This is a genomic window from Blastococcus sp. SYSU D00922, from assembly GCF_054050495.1.
The window spans coordinates 1-16,505 of record NZ_JBJGZL010000004.1 but is presented as its reverse complement, the minus strand read 5'-3'; the positions used below and the strand labels follow the sequence as shown (position 1 = coordinate 16,505).

At 73.5% G+C, this 16,505-nt stretch carries 15 protein-coding genes; 11 read left to right on the top strand and 4 right to left on the bottom strand.

From position 1 onward, the window contains the following. Positions 1 to 17: 17 nt before the first annotated feature. Genes ACI78T_RS07230 through ACI78T_RS07220 form a run of 3 tightly spaced genes read left to right on the top strand, consistent with a single transcriptional unit; the run spans position 18 to position 3,225 of the window. Complete coding sequence (locus ACI78T_RS07230; RefSeq protein ID WP_456557409.1) at positions 18 to 1,502, top strand: FdrA family protein; 1,485 nt, start codon at positions 18 to 20, stop codon at positions 1,500 to 1,502. Beyond that, on the top strand, positions 1,499 to 2,908 hold the full coding sequence (locus tag ACI78T_RS07225; protein WP_456557408.1) for a DUF1116 domain-containing protein: 1,410 nt from the start codon (positions 1,499 to 1,501) through the stop codon (positions 2,906 to 2,908). The genes ACI78T_RS07230 and ACI78T_RS07225 overlap by 4 nt, the downstream gene beginning before the upstream one ends. 50 nt (positions 2,909 to 2,958) lie before the next feature. Further along, positions 2,959 to 3,225, top strand: coding sequence for a hypothetical protein (locus ACI78T_RS07220; protein WP_456557407.1), 267 nt, complete (start codon positions 2,959 to 2,961; stop codon positions 3,223 to 3,225). A gap of 66 nt (positions 3,226 to 3,291) precedes the next feature. On the opposite strand, the gene ACI78T_RS07215 is transcribed toward ACI78T_RS07220, so the two are convergent. Further along, the gene (locus ACI78T_RS07215) at positions 3,292 to 4,047 is read right to left on the bottom strand and encodes a DUF2470 domain-containing protein (protein WP_456557406.1); all 756 of its coding nucleotides are present in this window, start codon (positions 4,045 to 4,047) and stop codon (positions 3,292 to 3,294) included. 61 nt (positions 4,048 to 4,108) lie between these two features. Here ACI78T_RS07215 and rpsD point away from each other — a divergent pair, with 61 nt between their 5' ends. From rpsD to ACI78T_RS07185, 6 genes are all read left to right on the top strand, one after another. Next, the gene (gene rpsD / locus ACI78T_RS07210; RefSeq protein WP_456557405.1) at positions 4,109 to 4,711 is read left to right on the top strand and encodes a 30S ribosomal protein S4; all 603 of its coding nucleotides are present in this window, start codon (positions 4,109 to 4,111) and stop codon (positions 4,709 to 4,711) included. 46 nt (positions 4,712 to 4,757) lie between these two features. Beyond that, positions 4,758 to 5,534 carry an SDR family NAD(P)-dependent oxidoreductase gene (locus ACI78T_RS07205; protein ID WP_456557404.1) on the top strand — a complete coding sequence of 259 codons (777 nt, stop codon included), beginning with the start codon at positions 4,758 to 4,760 and terminating at the stop codon, positions 5,532 to 5,534. Beyond that, positions 5,531 to 6,061, top strand: a complete 531-nt coding sequence (locus tag ACI78T_RS07200; RefSeq protein WP_456557403.1) for an RNA 2'-phosphotransferase — start codon at positions 5,531 to 5,533, stop codon at positions 6,059 to 6,061. The genes ACI78T_RS07205 and ACI78T_RS07200 overlap by 4 nt, the downstream gene beginning before the upstream one ends. A 94-nt stretch (positions 6,062 to 6,155) precedes the next feature. Continuing rightward, a complete protein-coding gene (locus tag ACI78T_RS07195; protein WP_456557740.1) occupies positions 6,156 to 7,862 on the top strand; it encodes a SpoIIE family protein phosphatase in 1,707 nt (568 codons plus the stop codon). A gap of 213 nt (positions 7,863 to 8,075) precedes the next feature. Next, entirely contained in the window at positions 8,076 to 8,480 is a 405-nt protein-coding gene (locus ACI78T_RS07190; protein ID WP_456557402.1) for a hypothetical protein, read from the top strand. 64 nt (positions 8,481 to 8,544) lie between these two features. Further along, a complete protein-coding gene (locus ACI78T_RS07185) occupies positions 8,545 to 10,185 on the top strand; it encodes a signal peptidase I (protein WP_456557401.1) in 1,641 nt (546 codons plus the stop codon). 29 nt (positions 10,186 to 10,214) lie between these two features. On the opposite strand, the gene bar is transcribed toward ACI78T_RS07185, so the two are convergent. From bar to ACI78T_RS07170, 3 genes are read right to left on the bottom strand one after another with little or no spacing between them, the layout of a single operon-like run. Further along, a complete protein-coding gene (gene bar / locus ACI78T_RS07180; protein ID WP_456557400.1) occupies positions 10,215 to 11,318 on the bottom strand; it encodes a barbiturase in 1,104 nt (367 codons plus the stop codon). A gap of 37 nt (positions 11,319 to 11,355) precedes the next feature. Next, on the bottom strand, positions 11,356 to 12,321 hold the full coding sequence (locus tag ACI78T_RS07175) for a carbamate kinase (protein ID WP_456557399.1): 966 nt from the start codon (positions 12,319 to 12,321) through the stop codon (positions 11,356 to 11,358). A gap of 52 nt (positions 12,322 to 12,373) precedes the next feature. Continuing rightward, on the bottom strand, positions 12,374 to 13,207 hold the full coding sequence (locus ACI78T_RS07170) for a histidinol-phosphatase HisJ family protein (protein WP_456557398.1): 834 nt from the start codon (positions 13,205 to 13,207) through the stop codon (positions 12,374 to 12,376). Between the two features lie 79 nt (positions 13,208 to 13,286). On the opposite strand from ACI78T_RS07170, the gene ACI78T_RS07165 reads away from it, so the two are divergent. Further along, entirely contained in the window at positions 13,287 to 15,506 is a 2,220-nt protein-coding gene (locus ACI78T_RS07165; RefSeq protein WP_456557397.1) for a DEAD/DEAH box helicase, read from the top strand. Positions 15,507 to 15,561: 55 nt separating this feature from the next. Next, complete coding sequence (locus tag ACI78T_RS07160; RefSeq protein WP_456557396.1) at positions 15,562 to 16,194, top strand: alpha-ketoglutarate-dependent dioxygenase AlkB; 633 nt, start codon at positions 15,562 to 15,564, stop codon at positions 16,192 to 16,194. The last annotated feature ends 311 nt before the right edge of the window (positions 16,195 to 16,505 follow it).

The window sequence follows — 16,505 nt, the reverse complement described above, 5'->3', positions numbered from 1 at the left end:
GCGGTAGCGTCCGCCGGGTGAGCGCTCCCGCGGGTGTCCGGCACGTCTCCCTGCGCAGCGGCGTCTACGCCGACTCGGTCCGGCTCATGCAGGTGAGCCGGGAGGTCGGGGCGGCCGACGGGGTCAGCGCCGTCCTGGTCGCCATGGCCACGCCGCTCAACCTCGAGCTCGCCGCCGGCATGGGTCTCTCGCCCGACGAGCCGGCCTCGCCCGAGCAGCTGCTCATCGCGATCCGCGCGGACGACGACGCCGCGCTCTCCGCCGCGGTCGCCGCGGTCGACGCGGCGCTCGCCGCCCGCGAGCGCTCGACCGGCTCCGCGCAAGCGATCCCGCAGCGCACGATCGGCGCCGGCCTCGACGAGCTCGAGGGCTCGGCGCTGGCGATCGTGAGCGTCCCCGGTCAGTACGCCGTCGCCGAGGCCGCCGACGCCATCGCCGCCGGCCGCAGCGTCCTGGTCTTCTCCGACGGCGTCCCGGTCGAGCACGAGGTGGCCCTCAAGCGGGCCGCCCACGAGGCCGGCGTCCTGGTCATGGGCCCCGACTGCGGGACCGCGATCGTCTCCGGCGTCGCGCTCGGCTTCGCCAACGTCGTCCGTCCGGGACCGGTCGGCCTGGTCGCCGCGTCGGGGACCGGCGCGCAGCAGATCTCCTGCCTGCTCGACATGGCCGGTGTCGGTGTCTCGCACGTGCTCGGCGTCGGTGGCCGCGACCTGTCGGAGGCCGTCGGCGGGCTCGCCACCCTCGACGCCCTCGCCGCGCTGGATGCCGACGAGGGCACCGAGCGGGTCATGGTGGTCTCCAAGCCGCCTGCGCCGTCGGTCGCCGCCGCGGTGGCCGAGGCCGCCGGGAAGCTGTCGGTGCCGGTGAGCAACGCCGTCCTCTCTCCCGGGACACCGGACCTGACCGCCGCTGTCGAGGGGCTGCTCACCGAGATGGGCCTCGACGTCCCGGTCTGGCCGTCGCGGCCCGGGCCGGCGGAGGCGGCGGTGCCCGGCGCGGTGCTCAAGGGCTTCTACTCCGGCGGGACGCTCGCCGACGAGACGATGCTGCTGGCCGCGCCGGTGCTCGGCGACATCCGCTCCAACACCCCGCTGAAGCCGGAGCTGGATCTCGGGACGGACCTGTCCGCCCCCGGGCACGTCGTCGTCGACTTCGGGGACGACGCCCTGACGGTGGGCCGCGCGCACCCGATGATCGACCCGACGCTGCGGCTGGAGGCGATCAGCAACCTGGCCGCCCGCCGGGAGCCCGCCGTCCTGCTGCTCGACGTCGTCCTCGGCTACGGCGCCGACCCCGACCCGGCCTACTCGCTCGTGCCGGCGCTGACCGCCGCCCGCCGGGCCGGAACGCTGCCGGTGGTGATCGCCCTGATCGGCACCGAGGCCGACCCGCAGGGCTGGTCGCGCCAGGCCGACGCCCTCGCCGAGGCCGGCGCCGCCGTCTTCGCCTCCAACGCCGCGGCCACGCGGTACGCCCTCGACCTGCTGGGAGCCTCGAAGTGACCCTGGGCGGACTGCTCTCCGCGCCCCCGGCGATCGTCGCCGCGGGTGTCGACGTCTTCTCCGACGCGCTCCGCGCCCAAGGCGCCGACGTCCACGACGTCGACTGGCGGCCGCCGGGCTTCGGCGACCCGGCCGACCTCGCCGCGCTCGCCCTCGACCCGCGCCGGAACTCGGCCAACCGGGTGGCCGTGGAGCGGATCCTCGCGGCGGGCTCGCAGCTGGTCGACGTCCGGCCCGCCCGCGAGGTGATCGGTCTCGAGGACCGCACCCTCCTGCACTCCGGCCCGCCGCTCACGTGGGAGACCGCGTCCGGTCCCATGCGCGGCGCGCTGATCGGGGCGTGCCTGTTCGAGGGCTGGGCCGACGACGTCGAGGAGGCGGAGGCGCTGCTGTCGTCGGGCGCCATCGCCCTCGACCCCTGCCACCACCACCGGACCGTCGGCCCGATGGCGGGGGTGACCTCACCGTCGATGTGGATGTGGTGCCTCAAGGACCCGGTGCACGGCGGGGAGGCGTTCAGCAACCTCAACGAGGGCCTGGGCAAGGTGCTCCGCTACGGCGCCTTCAACCAGGAGGTGCTCGACCGGCTGGCGTGGATGCGCGACGTGCTGGGCCCGGTGCTGTCGACGGCGGTCCGGTCGATGGCCGAGCCGCTGGACGTCAAGAACGTGCTCGCGCAGATGCTGCAGATGGGCGACGAGGCGCACAACCGCAACCGCGCCGGGTCCCTGATGACGCTGCGCGAGCTGTCGCCGGCGCTGGTCGAAGTGGACGCCCCGTCGTCCGACATCGCGGCCGTCCTGAAGTTCATCGGCGGCAACGAGCACTTCTTCCTCAACCTGGGCATGCCGACGGCGAAGCTCGCGATGGACGCCGCCCGCGACGTCCCGGGCTCCTCGATGGTCACCGTCATGGCCCGCAACGGCACCGAGTTCGGCATCCAGACCGCCGGCACCGGCGACCGCTGGTTCACCGGCCCCGCCAACACCCCGGTCGGCCTCTTCCTGGGCGACTACGGCCCGGACGACGCCAACGCCGACATCGGTGACTCCGCGATCATGGAGACGTACGGGATCGGCGGGTTCGCGATGGCCGCGGCCCCGGCGATCGTGCGGTTCGTCGGCGGCACCGTGCCCGACGCCCTCGCCACGACCGAGCGCATGTACCAGGTGACGCTGGCCGAGAACCCGGCGATGGCGATCCCGATCATGGGCTTCCGCGGTTCGCCGACGGGGATCGACGTCCTCAAGGTGGCGCGCACCGGGTGGCTGCCGCAGATCAACACCGGGATGGCCGGGCGGATCGCCGGCACCGGTCAGGTCGGCGCGGGTCTCGTCCAGCCGCCCCAGGAGTGCTTCGAGAAGGCCCTCGCCGCCCTCGCCGAGGAGTCCCGCGCCGCCGCCTGAACCGTCGACGTGAGGGGTAGGACGTCGGCCCGACGGCGAGGAGGCACCCCATGGCGAGCTGCGAGGTCTGCGGCAACGACTACCGGTTGAGCTTCGAGGTGCACACCGCCGGTGCGGTGCACGTCTTCGACAGCTTCGAGTGCGCCATCCACGCGCTGGCGCCGGTCTGCGAGCACTGCGGCGTCAAGGTGGTCGGGCACGGCGTCGAGGCGGACGGCACGTTCTTCTGCTGCGCCTCGTGCGCCCGGATGCACGGGGAGCCGGGGAGCGTGTCCGACCTGGTCGACCACGCGGGCCGGGCGCCCGACGAGCGGTGAGCGAATGCGACGAACTCGTGGCGATCAGCTGCTGATGGCCACGCGTTCGTCGCACTCGACGGCAGCTCAGGCCGGGCCGCAGGTGAGCAGGCGCTCCATCGCCGCGGCGAAGTCGGCCGGTGACGACAGCGGCGAGGCGAACGGCACCCGCAGGTCGTAGCAGCCGCCCCGGCTCTCCACGCGGTACCGGACGCCGAAGCGGTCCAGCCCCAGCAGCCGGACGTCGTCGTGCCGTCCCGCCCAGCACTGCACCCGGTGGGTGAGGCGGTCCAGCGGGCCGCGCTCGGCGGCCAGCAGCTCGGTCTCGGCGGCGCTCACGCCGTCCGCCCGTGCCTCGAGGAAGTCCTCGGGCTCGACGTCGCTCGACACCCCCGCCTCCTCCAGGAGCACCTCCGCGAGATCCATCCGCAGCAGGGTCGCGCTGAGCCCGACGTCGAACAGGCTGTCGCAGGGGTGGCTGTCGGCGAAGTCGAGGACCAGCCTGGCGACGTCCTCCTCCGGGACGCGGGCGACCCACCCGGAGAGCTGCACCAGGCCGCGCACGGGGTGCCGGAGCGGGAAGGGTGCGCGGTCGGTGACGGTCAACCGGGCCGGCACGTCGCCGACGGGGGAGTGCCCGAGCGCCGTCATCACCTCGCCGGAGGTGGGGACGACGAGCAGCACCTCGCCACCGCACGTGGTCGTGGCGCCCCACAGCTGGCTGATGCCGAGGCCCGCGCAGTACAGCGAGGCCGCCGGCCGGGCGGCCACCGTGCGGGCGCGCTCGGCCACCGGTGGGTGGTGGTCCGTGGTCGCGGACGAGTGGGTCGGACCGGCCGTCATGGACCACCTCTGAGGACTAGCGGGCGAGTAGTAAGGTGAGCCTAACCAAACCGGAGGTTCTGTGAACACGCCCCGTCCCAAGGTCCGGCTCAGCCGCGCGCTGGGCATCCCGCTCACCCCGAAGTGCGTCCCGTACTTCGAGCGCCGGCCGTACCCGCCGGGTGAGCACGGCCGCAAGCGCCGCAAGGACAGCGACTACTCCACGCGGCTCAAGGAGAAGCAGCGGCTGCGCGCGCAGTACGACATCAGCGAGACCCAGCTGCGGGCGGCGTTCGACCGGGCCAAGCGTTCCGGCGGCAAGACCGGCGAGGCGCTGATCCAGGACCTCGAGTCGCGGCTGGACGCCACCGTCCTGCGCGCCGGGTTCGCGCGGACGATCTACCAGGCGCGCCAGTTCGTCACCCACCAGCACGTCCTGGTGAACGGCAAGCGGGTCGACCGGCCCTCCTACCGGCTCAAGCCCGGTGACTTCATCGAGGTCGCGGAGAAGTCGAAGAAGAAGGAGCCGTTCCTCGTCGCCGCGTCGGGCGCCCACGCCGACGCGCCGGCCTACCTCGAGGTCCGGCTGGCCGACCTGGTGGCGCGCGTCGAGCGGACGCCGGGCCGCGACGAGGTGCCGGTGATCTGCGAGGAGCAGCTCGTCGTCGAGTACTACTCCCGCTGACCCGCCCGGCGGGAACACCGTCCCGCGCCCAGGCCTTGCCTCCGGCATGCAGATCGACCTGACCGGACGGACGGCGCTCGTCACCGGCTCCTCCCAGGGCATCGGGCTGGCCATCGCCACGGGACTGGCGCGGGCGGGCGCCGAGGTGGTGCTCACCGGCCGCGACGCGGACAAGCTCCGGGTCGCGGCCGACGGCATCGGCGGGCGGGTGAGGGCCGTGGCCGGCGACGTCACCACCGACGAGGGCACGGCGGCGCTGCTCGACGCCGTCCCGTCGGTCGACGTGCTGGTCAACAACCTCGGCATCTTCGGGGCGCAACCCGCGCTGGAGATCTCGGACGACGAATGGCGCCGGTACTTCGAGACCAACGTGCTGACCGCCGTCCGCCTGACCAGGGCCTACCTGCCGGCGATGCAGGAGCGGGGCTGGGGGCGGGTCCAGTACATCGCCAGCGACTCCGCGGTCGCCATCCCCGCCGAGATGATCCACTACGGCGTCAGCAAGACCGCGCTGCTCGGTGTCGCCCGCGGCTTCGCCAAGGCCGCCGCCGGGTCCGGGGTGACGGTCAACTCGGTGATCGCCGGTCCGACCCACACCGGCGGCGTCGAGGACTTCGTGCGCTCGCTCGTCGGCGACCTGCCGTGGGACGAGGCCCAGCGGGAGTTCATGCGGCTGCACCGGCCGCAGTCGCTGCTCCAGCGGCTGATCGAGCCCGAGGAGATCGCGAACATGTGCGTCTACCTCGCCTCGCCGCTCGCGTCGGCGACGACGGGTGCCGCGGTGCGCGTGGACGGCGGCTACGTGGACTCGATCGTGCCGTGACCGACGTCGTCCGGGTGAGCAAGCGGTTGTCCTACGTCCTCCGCCACCACCCGGAGAGCGTGGGGCTCACCCTCGACGACGCCGGCTGGGCCGACGTCGACGAGCTCCTGACGACCCTGCGGCTCACGCGCGAGGAGCTCGAGCACGTCGTGGCCGCGAACGACAAGCAGCGCTTCGCGTTCGACGCGACGGGGCGCCGTATCCGCGCGAGCCAGGGGCACAGCGTGGCCGTCGACCTCGGGTACGCGCCGGCGACGCCGCCGGACGAGCTGTTCCACGGGACGGTCGACCGCTTCCTCCCCGCGATCCTGGCCGAGGGGCTGCGACCGGGGCGGCGGCACGCGGTCCACCTCAGCCCGGACGCCGCCACCGCCCGCGCCGTGGGCGGACGACGGGGTCGCCCCGTCGTCCTCCGGGTCGACGCCGCGGCGCTCTCCGCCGACGGTCACGTCCTCACCCGCAGCGCGAACGGCGTGTGGCTGGTCGACCGGGTGCCGCCGCGGTACCTCGCGGTCGTCGCGGGGTGAGACGATCGGGCAGCGGCGTCGACCACGGTGCCCGGTCGGCGGCGTCGCGGGGGGTGGGGGTCTGAACAGGCGGCTGGCGGAGCTGGTCGTGGGGATGCCCCGCACCGAGCTCCAGCGCATGGTCCTCGAGCACGACTGGGCGGCGACGTCGCTCGGCGGCGAGGACCAGTGGTCGCCGACCCTGCGCACCGCGGTCGCCACCTGCCTGAACTCGCGGTTCCCGATGCTGCTCATGTGGGGCCCCGAGCTCGTGATGATCTACAACGACGGGTACGCGCCGATCCTGGGCCTGCGGCACCCGGGCGCCCTCGGCCACCGGGTCCGGGACGTGTGGCCCGACGTCTGGGACGCCATCGAGCCCGCGATCCAGGAGGGCCTGGCCGGCGGCGCGCCGCACTTCGAGGACCTGCTGCTCGTCATGACCCGGCACGGGTTCACCGAGGAGTGCTACTTCACCTTCGCCTACAGCCCGGTCGTCGCACCCGGTGGCGTCGTCGCCGGCCTGCTCGACGTCGTCGTCGAGACCACCTCCCGCGTGCTGGCCACCCGGCGCCTGGGCATCCTGTCCGAGCTCGGCGGCCTGCCCCGGTCCACGCACGGCAACACCGCCGAGGCCGTCGCCGCCGTGCTCCGGGTCCTCGCCGAGGCGCGCGCCGACTGCCCGGTGGGCGTCGTCTACCTCGACGACGGGACCGGGGCCCGCCTCATCGCCTCGGAGGGCGTGGGGGAGCCGGGGCACCTGGCCAGCCCGGTGCTGCTCGAGCCGGTGCGGACCGCGATCGCCACGGGGACGGTGCAGACCCTGACCCGGCTCGACGAGCGGCTCCCGGGTCTGTCGGTCGTCGGTGCCAGCCCGATCGGGCAGGCCGACGTGCACACCGCCGTCGTGCTGCCGCTGGTGGTCGCCGGTCAGCCACGGCCCGTCGGTGCCCTGGTCGTCGGCACGAGCCCCCACCTGCGGTTCGACGAGGAGTACCGGGTCTTCCTCTCCCTGGCGGCGGGGCAGGTGTCGGCGGCGCTGGCCGACGCCCGCGCCGTCGAGCTGGAGCGGCGCCGGGCGGAGGAGCAGGCGGAGCTGGACCGGGCACGCGCGCAGTTCCTCACCGAGGTCGCCGTCACGCTGCAGCGCGCCGTGCTCGGGCCCACCAACCTCCCGGACGGCTTCGCCGTCCACTACGAACCGGCCAGCGGCACCCTCGAGGTGGGTGGCGACTGGTACGACGTCGTCGACCTGCCCGACGGCCGGCACGGCGTCGTCGTGGGCGACGTCGTCGGCACCGGCCTGCCAGCCGCTGCGGTGATGGGCCAGCTGCGCAGTGCCGGACGGGCGCTGCTCCTGGAGAGCCGGTCCCCGGCGCACGTGCTGAGCGCGCTGGACCGGTTCGCCGAACTCGTCCCCGGGGCCGCGGTCAGCACCGTGTTCTGCGGCCTCGTGGACACCCGGACCGGGACCCTGCGCTACAGCAGCGCCGGGCACGTGCCCGGCATCGTGGTGGACGCCGACGGCGACGCGCGGCTGCTGTCCGAGGCGGGGTCCCTGCCCCTCGCGGTCGCGCCCGAGCGCGAGCGCCCCGAGGTCGACGTCGTCCTCCCCGCCGGCTCGACGCTGCTGCTCTACACCGACGGTCTCGTCGAGCGGCGCGGCGAGGCGCTCGACGAGGGCACGGCCCGCGCGGTGGGCGCGCTCGTCGCCGGCCGAAGGCTGCCGCCGGACGAGCTCGCCGAGGTGCTCCGGGGGAAGCTCTTCCGCGACGCCCCGGACGACGACGTCGCCTTCCTGCTCTACCGCCACGGCGGCTGACCACCGCCTCGCTCGACCATTCCGCGTGGTCGCGGGATTGGCGGTCATCGCATTTCCCGTGTCGCTTCAGCGACTCCAGTTTTTGTTGGGACTGGAGTCAAGTCCTGGGTTCCTGTTGCCGAAGCTCGGGATGTCAACGATCAGGCCAGCCGTCGCTGAGCCGGGTGAACCCATCCGCGCCGTACTGAGCCACTGAGAGAACAGGACCCTGCAATGCGCAAGTCGCGCGTTCTGCTCGCCGGTGTCGCGGTCGCGGCTGCCGCCGTCACGACCTCGGCCTTCACCGCCGGCAACACCTTCACCGGTCTGGACAACAACGTCGCCGGTTACGGCGAGGTGACGGCGACCGGTGTCAACGTCAACAACATCGCCTACACCCCGACCACCGCAGACAGCGGACGCCTGCAGTCGGTTGCCTTCACCGTCGACCAGGCGGTCGCGTCGCCGGGCATGTCAGCGCGCGTGACGCTGTACAACGGCACGACCCCGATCGCGAACGGCGCCAACACCTGCGTCTACACGATGCCCGCCTCGGACCACATCCTGACCTGCACCTTCACGACGCCGCCCCTGATCTCGTCCTTCGACAAGACCTCGCTGACGGTCACGTCGAACTAGCAGTGTCGGAGTGGGCGGGGCGGCCGGGTGGCCGCCCCGCCCTGACCTATTGGGTGTCCTCGCCATGAACGCCGTCCCGAGAGTCGTCAGCACCAGCGCGGTCGCCGCGCTGGTGCTGACGACTGTCTGGTTGTTCTGGCCCTCGGCACTCGGCGGTGCGACGACGTACGTCACGACGCACGGCACCAGCATGGAGCCGCACTTCCACACCGGTGACCTCGCCGTCCTGACGCCCGCGGACGGCTACTCGGTGGGCGACATCGTCGCCTACCGGAGCGAGGCCCTCGACACGATCGTCATGCACCGCATCGTGTCGATCGAGGGGGACCGCTTCGTCACCCAGGGCGACAACAACGACTGGCTCGACGAGGACCGTCCCACCGAGGACGAGATCCTCGGCAGCCTGTCGTTCCGCATCCCGCACGGGGGCCAGGTCCTCGACGCCATCCGCTCGCCGGGTGTCGCGTTCCCCCTGGCCGGTGTGCTGCTCGTCGTCCTCGGTGCCCTGCACGACCCGCGGGGCCGCCGGACGGCCCGCTGGCTGCGCCGCCGGGGCGCCCGGGTGCCGACGCTCCCCGTGTCGACGCGGGGCCGCGCTCGCCAGGTGGCCCTCGGCGCGGGGGTGGTCGCGCTCGCGTCCGCGGTCGGCTGCGGGGTGCTGCTCGCCCTGCCGCCGAACGAGGTCGAGACCCGCACGCTGGAGGTGACCCAGCAGGGCACGTACTCCTACTCCGGCACCGCGGTGACCGGGACGACGTACCCGACGGGCACCCTCACCACCGGGGACACCGTCTGGAACCGCCTCGTCGAGAACCTGACCGTCACGCTGGCCGGCTCGTTCTCCGGGCCGGGGCTGGCCGACCTGGCGGGGAGCGTCCACCTGGACGTCGTCGTGTCGGCCGCCGACGGCTGGAGCGCCGTCGTCACCAGCGGGGCACCCGTACCGCTCGTGGACGGCGCGGCGACGGCGTCCGTCGCCGTGGACGCCGACCAGGCCGCGGAGCTGCTCAGCCGGCACGGCGAGGAGACCGGCACGTCGATCGGGACGGCGACCCTCACGGTCACCCCGGTCACCGACGTGACGGGCACCGTGCAGGGGCAGGCATTCACCGCCGAGCCGCTGACCGGGCTCGCCTTCGCCCTCGACGGCATGGCGTTGATGCCGACGTCGACGGACGCGGCCGCGTTCGAGCCGTCCCTCACGACCGGCGTCCCGGTCGACGAGATCGCACCGCGGAGCATCCAGGTGCTCGCCGCATCGATCCCGATCGGGACCGCCCGCAAGCTCGTGGGAGCGCTTCTGCTGCTCTCGCTCGTCGCGCTCGGTGCCGGTCTCGGGATCGGCCGCATCGGGCGCGGGAACGCCTCCGACCGGTTCCTCGTGCGGCACGCCGACCGGATCGTGCCCGTGGCGTCGTTCAGCCCCGGCTCGACCGTCATCGACGTCGCCGACGCCGAGTCGCTGCACCGCGTGGCCGAGCGCTTCGACTCCGTCGTGCTGCACCAGGCCGGACCGGACGAGGACGTGTTCGCCGTGCGGGACCTCGATGCCACGTACCGCTTCGTCGTCCCGGGGTCAGCCCGCCGCGACCTGCCGCCCGTGCCGGCCGCGGCGCCGGCACCCGAGCCGGTGGACCGCACGACGCCGCTTCCCCGGGTGGTGCCCGGAACGGCGCGAGGCAGCCTCTGGGGCCAGGTCGCCTGACGGCAGGTCGCCCGGCCCCAGCAGCCTCGCTACGCCTTGATGATTGCGGCGACCGGGCCGCCGCCCGACGGGCCCTGGTGCACCGCCGCGACCGAGACGAACACCGCCGGGTCGCCGGTCACCGACGCGGCGACGCCGCCGACCGTCGCCTTGATCTGGCGGTGCCAGAAGACGTCGGAGTCGTCGAGCATCGCGTTGCGCCGGCCGCGCACGTAGCCGGTCGGGTCGGCCTCGCACTTGAGGAAGACGTTGACCAGCCGGTCGCCGAGGTCGCTCACGTGCGGACGCTCGGGCAGGTCGAGCCCGGCCTGGCGGATGGCGTCCCAGATGCCGTCCTGGTCGAGGGCGTCCTTCATCACCGAGTGGCCGATCGTGTAGTTGCCGCCGTGCCCGCGGGCGTTCCCGACGACGACGATCTGCGCCCGGTCCAGCTCCACGCCCGACGAGCAGGAGGCGACGGCGCTGTAGAGGGACAGGTCGCGCATGACCTGCTCCTGCTTCGGCATCTCGATCTCGCCCAGTGCGACGGCGATGCCCAGGGCCGTAGTCCCGTTGGACAGGTCCATCGAGCCGTGCGGCTCGTCGTAGTACGTGTCCTTGCCGCGGGACTTGGCGTCGCGGATGGTCTCGATGGTGAGCAGCGGCGTCTTCGTCTGCACGTAGTGGACGTCGGCCGGGTCGGTGATGCCGGCGGCCTCCATCGCCCGCTTCACGCCCTCGGCCACCTTCTCCACCATCGAGATGCGGCCGATGTCCTCGGGCAGCAGGACGTCGCTCATCGCGTAGCCGACGGTCAGCCGCGGCTCGTCGGTCTTCTCCACGGCGTCCTCGGGGAGCGTCGCGAAGATCGTCGCGTGCGGGCTGATGACGCCGTCCGTGCCGCCCGACCACACGATCGGGATCTCGGCGACCTCCTCCTTCGACCGGCTGCCCTTCTCCAGGAGCACCTCGCGGAAGGCTCGGTCGGCGATGATGCGGGTGTAGTCGTTCACACCGCCGTTGCCCTCGGTCTTGCCGATGACGGCGACGACCCGGTCGGCCTCCATGACGCCGTCGTCGATGAGCTTGGCGAGCTCGGAGGCGTCGCTGACGTTGTGCAGCGGGACCTTGCGGACCTCGATCGGTGCGGGCACGGGTTCTCCTTCTCGGGGGTGGGCCGGGCGGGCCGTTTCAGGCAGTCAGGACGGTGCCGGCGTCGTCGCCGCTGACGGCGTCGGCGATGTGCTCGAGCGAGGTGATGACGGCTCTCCGCCGTCCAGCTGCGGAGCCGCCTCCCTCGACGAATCGGAGGGCGGCCTCCACCTTGGGGCCCATGCTGCCGCGGGCGAACTGCCCGGCCGCCGCGTGCTCGCGCAGCTCCGCGACGGTCACCCGCCCGAGCGGGCGCTGGGCCGGTGTGCCGAAGTCGACCATGACGTTCGGGACGTCGGTCGCGATGACGAGGGTGTCCGCGTCCAGCTCCTGCGCGAGGATCGCGGCGGTCAGGTCCTTGTCGATGACCGCCTCGACACCGCGCAGGCCTTCGCCGTCCCGGCCGTCGTCCGTGACCGGGATGCCCCCGCCGCCGGCGCAGACGACGACGAAGCCGGCCGCCGCCAGGGCGTGGATCGCGGGGGAGTCGACGACGGACCTCGGCTCGGGGGAGGCGACCACGCGGCGCCAGCCGCGCTCGCCGCGGTCCTCCCAGATCTGGCCGTGGGCGACGAACCGTTCGGCCTCCTCGCGGGGGAGGTAGCGGCCGACCGGCTTGGAGGGCTCGCGGAAGCCGGGGTCGTCGAGGTCGACCAGGGTGCGGGTGACCAGGCCGGCGGTCCGCTGGGCCAGGCCGCGCGCCTGCAGCGCGGCGTCCAGCTCGTCGGCGACGGTGAACGCGATCGTGGCCTGCGTCTGGGCGACGTTCCAGTCCAGCGGGACGGGCGGGACGACGTGCGCCGCCATCTCGTTCTTGACCAGCAGGTTGCCGACCTGAGGGCCGTTGCCGTGGGTCAGCACCACCTCGACGCCGCCCGCGACGACGTCGGCGATGTGCGCGGCGGCGACGCGGATGGCGTCCCGCTGCGCCTGCGGGGTGGCCGAGCCGTCGGGCCCGGTCATCGCGTTGCCGCCGAGGGCGATCACCACGCGCTGCGACGTCACCCGGAGGACCCTAGCGGCAGATTCCTTAGCGGTGAAGTACCTCTTCGGAGGGCTATCGGCGCCAGAAGTCGAAGCGGTCGCGGCCCGGCCGGAACCCGGCGGCCTCCACGACGTCCACGGCGACCCGGAAGTGCTGCCCGACGGCGCCGGGCTGGTGGGCGTCGCTGCCGAAGCTGACCGCCTCACCGCCCTCCTCGTGGAACCAGCGCACCTGGTCGACCGAGGCCAGCGGGCTGCTGGTGTTCACCTCGAGGGCCCGGCCGCTGCCGGCGAGGGCCCGGAACACCGCCCGGTACTCCTCCTCGTAGTTCTTCTCCACGTACCGGTGCGTGCCACCGGGCCAGTAGCGGCGGGGGAAGTCGACGTGTGCGAGCACCTGGAAGACGTCGCTGGTCTCGATCATGTCCACCAGTTCGCCGAGGTAGCGGCGCATCGTGCCGTCGGCGTCGTCCCAGAGCAGGTGCCCGACGCCGTAGAGGCGGCCCTCGTGCGCGAGGGAGTGCAGCGATCCCAGCACCCGGTCGACCGGGGCGTTGCGCAGGTAGGCGTTCACGCTGGCCCTGAACAGGTGCGGCTCGCCGGTCTCGACCCCGGACAGGATGCGCAGGTCCGGGAAGCGGTCGCGCACCTCGGCGAGCTCGGCGAAGTAGCCCTCGACGTCGATCTCCGCGTGCCGGGACGCGTGCCGGTCGACCAGGCCCTCGTCGGTCGCGCGGTCGTCGGGGTCCCAGACCGTGAAGTCCAGGTGCTCCGTGAACGCGATCGAGGGCAGCCCCAGCGCGACGGCCCGCTCGCAGGCGCGGCGCATCGTCGACGAGTCGGCGGTGTCCCACGACCAGTGGGTGTGGACGTGGTTGTCCGGCGGCAGGTCCTCCGAGGCGCGCATCGCCGTGGATTCTCCCCCGCCGTCCACACGCTCCGCCGGGCGGTCGGTTCCGTCGTCCCGACTGCTTACTGTCGTCGGCATGAGCACCGCTGCGCCGACGTCCGACCTCGCCACCGAGGCCCTCGGGGTCCTCCGCGAGCTGACCGGCCGGCCCGACGCCGTCTTCCGCGAGGGGCAGGACGCCGCGGTGTCCGCGCTGGTGGAGCGCTCGCAGCGGGCGCTGGTCGTGCAGCGCACCGGGTGGGGCAAGTCGGCGGTCTACTTCGTCTCCACCGCGCTCCTGCGTCGGCGAGGCAAGGGCCCGACCTTGCTGGTGAGCCCGCTGCTGGCCCTCATGCGCGACCAGGTGGCCGCGGCCGCCCGCGCCGGCATCCGCGCCGTCGAGATCTCCAGCGCCAACATGACCGAGTGGGACGACATCGCCGCCCGCCTCGCGGCCGACGACGTCGACGTCCTGCTGGTCTCGCCCGAGCGGCTGACCAACCCGCGCTTCCGCGAGGAGCAGCTGCCCGGGCTCGTGGCGCGCTGCGGCCTGGTCGTCGTCGACGAGGCGCACTGCGTCTCCGACTGGGGGCACGACTTCCGGCCCGACTACCGCCGCATCCGCGACCTGCTGGGCACCCTCCCCGCCGGGACGCCGGTGCTCGCCACCACCGCGACCGCCAACGAGCGCGTGGTCGCCGACGTCGCGGAGCAGTTGGGGGCCGGCGGTGTCGAGGTGACGACGGTCCGCGGGCCGCTCTCCCGCGACTCGCTGCGGCTGGGCGTGCTGCGGCTGCCGTCCGACCGCGCCCGCCTCGCCTGGCTGGCCGCGCACCTCGGCGACCTGCCGGGCAGCGGCATCGTCTACACGCTCACCGTGGCCGCGGCGGAGGAGACGGCGTCCCTCCTGCGCGACGCCGGGCACGAGGTGCGGGCCTACACCGGCCGCCTCGACGACGCCGACCGCAAGGCCGCCGAGGAGGCGCTGCGCGGCAACGAGGTCAAGGCGCTCGTCGCCACGTCGGCGCTGGGCATGGGCTTCGACAAGCCCGACCTCGGCTTCGTCGTCCACTTCGGGGCGCCGTCCTCGCCGGTCAGCTACTACCAGCAGGTCGGCCGCGCCGGTCGCGCCGTCGAGCACGCCGACGTCCTGCTGCTCCCCGGACCCGAGGACCTCGCGATCTGGCAGTGGTTCGCGACGTCGTCCATGCCGCGCGAGGACCACGCGGCCGCGGTGCTGACGGCGATGGCCGACGGCAAGGCCTGGTCGGTCGCGCGGCTGGAGACCGTCGCCGACGTGCGCCGCTCGCGGCTGGAGCTGCTGCTCAAGGTGCTCGCCGTCGACGGCGCGGTGGAGCGGGTCCAGGGTGGCTGGCGGTCCACCGGGCAGCCGTGGGTCTACGACGCCGACCGGTACGCCCGCGTGACGCGCACCCGTGAGGCGGAGCAGCGGTCGATGATCGCCTACGCGCGGCCCGTGGATGAGGCGATGTGCCGCATGGCCTTCCTGCAGGAAGCCCTCGACGACCCGACGGCGGCCCCCTGCGGCCGCTGCGACGTCTGCGCCGGCCCCTGGTACGCCACCGACGTCCCGGAGGCCGCCGCCGAGGCCGCGTCGGCAGCGCTCGACCGCCCCGGCGTGGAGCTCGCGCCCCGCGCGCAGTGGCCCACGGGCGCCGACCGCCTCGGGGTCGACGTCAAGGGGAAGATCGCGGCGTCGGACCAGATCGAGCCGGGCCGGGCGGTCGCCCGGCTCACCGACCTGGGCTGGGGTCAGCGCCTGCGCACCCTGCTCGGGGACGACGGGGTCGGCGGTGTCGTGGACCTCGAGGCCCCCGGCCTGGAAGAGGACCCCGACGCCGCGTTCGACGTGCCGGTGAAGCGGTCGGTCTCCGACGTGCCACCGGACGACGAGCTCATCCGCGCGTGCGCTCGCGTGCTGGGCGCCTGGGACTGGAAGGAGCGGCCCGGTGCTGTCGTCGCCATCCCCTCCCGGCGCCGCCCGCAGCTGGTCACCGGCCTCGCCCAGGGGCTGGCGCGGCTGGGACGACTTCCCTACCTGGGGGAGATGACCCTCCAGCACGGTGGGCCCACCGGTCAGCCCGGTGGCAACAGCGCCTTCCGGCTCGCGGCCGTCTGGGACCGCATCGTGGTGGGACCCGAGCTGCGGGAGCGGCTGGCCGAAGCCGGATCGGCGCCGGTCCTGCTCGTGGACGACCTCGCCGACTCGCGCTGGACGATGACCGTCGCCGGCCGTGAGCTGCGCCGGGCCGGTGCTGCCGCGGTGCTCCCCTTCGCGCTCGCGCTCACCGCCTGACGGCTGTCCACAGCTTTTCGCACACATGTGCGAAAAGTCGGAGTAGCGTGCCGGCATGACGCTCGCCCACCAGCCCTCCATGTGGGACCTGGCCGAGGAGGCCACGCTCGGGCCACTGGCGGGGCACGTGACCAGGCACCAGCTCAGCGACGGCGCCTGGGTGGACCACCTGCCGGGCTGGGTCGCCGGCTCCGACGAGGTGCTCGAGGTGCTGCTCGGCGACATCGGCTGGCGGGAGGACCGCCGCCAGATGTACGAGCGCGAGGTGACCGTGCCGCGGCTGCTGCGCTGGTACAGCGGTCAGGAGACGCTGCCGCACCCGCTGCTGACCGAGGCCCGGGAGTCGCTCAACCGCTACTACGAGGTGGCCGGGACCGCCGATCGATTCGTCACCGCGGGGATGTGCCTGTACCGCGACGGCCGCGACAGCGTCGCCTGGCACGGGGACAGGCTCGGTCGAGGGCGTTCCGCCGACACGATGGTCGCCATCGTGTCCTTCGGCTCGCCCCGGCCGCTGCTCCTCCGCCCGGCGAGCGGCGGGCAGAGCCTGCGCTTCCCGCTCGGCCACGGCGACCTCGTCGTCATGGGCGGTTCCTGCCAGCGCACGTGGGAGCACTGCATCCCCAAGACGACGAAGCCGGTGGGCCCGCGGGTCAGCGTGCAGTTCCGCCCCACGGGCGTCGCCTGAGGGACGTGACGGGGACCTCTGGGGACCCCCCTGCAGACCCCCTCCGCAGTCGTGTACTGTTCTCCATGCGCCGCGCGGACCGGGAGGTCCGCCGGACCAGCCCCCCGGAGCGGGGCCGCTGGAAACCGGCGTAGTGTTGGACATCCAAGCCAGCAGGGATACCCGAGAGGGTGGACTTGCTGCGCGTCCGCTCTTTGAGAACTCAACAGCGTGCCGAAAGTCAGTGCCAAGTAATACCCCGTGCCCGGGTTTGTCTCGGGCTGGGATTCCTTTGGTTGATTGATATCGCGAGTGTCAGCTCGCGGTTCTCA